Source organism: Devosia psychrophila (assembly GCF_000971275.1).
Taxonomy (GTDB): Bacteria; Pseudomonadota; Alphaproteobacteria; order Rhizobiales; family Devosiaceae; genus Devosia; species Devosia psychrophila.
The window spans coordinates 1-639 of the sequence record NZ_LAPV01000222.1; the positions used below are offsets into that span (position 1 = coordinate 1).

The following is a 639-nucleotide window of genomic DNA, read 5'->3' on the forward strand; positions in this document are numbered from 1 at the left end:
CTTCCAGATCCTGGCATTCATCCAGTTTCTGATCACCCTCTACACATACCCGCTATGGGTAGAGTTGTTGGTCATACCCTTCGTCACACTGCTGACTGGTATGATCGCCGTGGGCGATCGTGATCCAAAAACAAAGCAGGCTATCTCCGTTCTGACCAACATCCTGGCGCTATTCTCGCTGGGCTTCTTCGGCCTCGCACTGGTGATGACGCTAGTGGATTTCTGGAACTACGCCACGATCCAGACATGGCGGGACTTCTACACGCCAATCTTGCTGACGCTCGTGTTCCTACCGTTCATCTTCGTCCTCTACGTCCTCATGTCGTACGAGAGCGCCTTCGTAAGCCTGTCCTTCAATATTAAGGACAAAAAACTCAGACGGTCGGCGCAATGGCGGGCCATTCTCGCCTTCGGTCCCAACATTGATCTAATGCGTCGATGGCAACGCCACGTTGCGGTGCATCGCCCACAGTCCAAAGGTGACATCAAAGCGGGCATCCGGGAAATCAAAGAGGCGCGCCACCGGGAGCGGACTAAACCGCCGGTGGCAACCACACTGGGATGGTCACCCAACATCGCCAAGGATTTCCTTGGTGATCTTGGCCTGGCAACGCGGGACTATAACGGCTGCCAGAGCTG

1 protein-coding gene is annotated in these 639 nt (G+C 55.2%); it reads left to right on the top strand.

Annotated features, from left to right (window positions below; translation table 11 throughout):
- On the top strand, positions 1 to 639 hold a 639-nt coding region (locus WH91_RS24810), incomplete at both ends, for a hypothetical protein (RefSeq protein ID WP_046172967.1).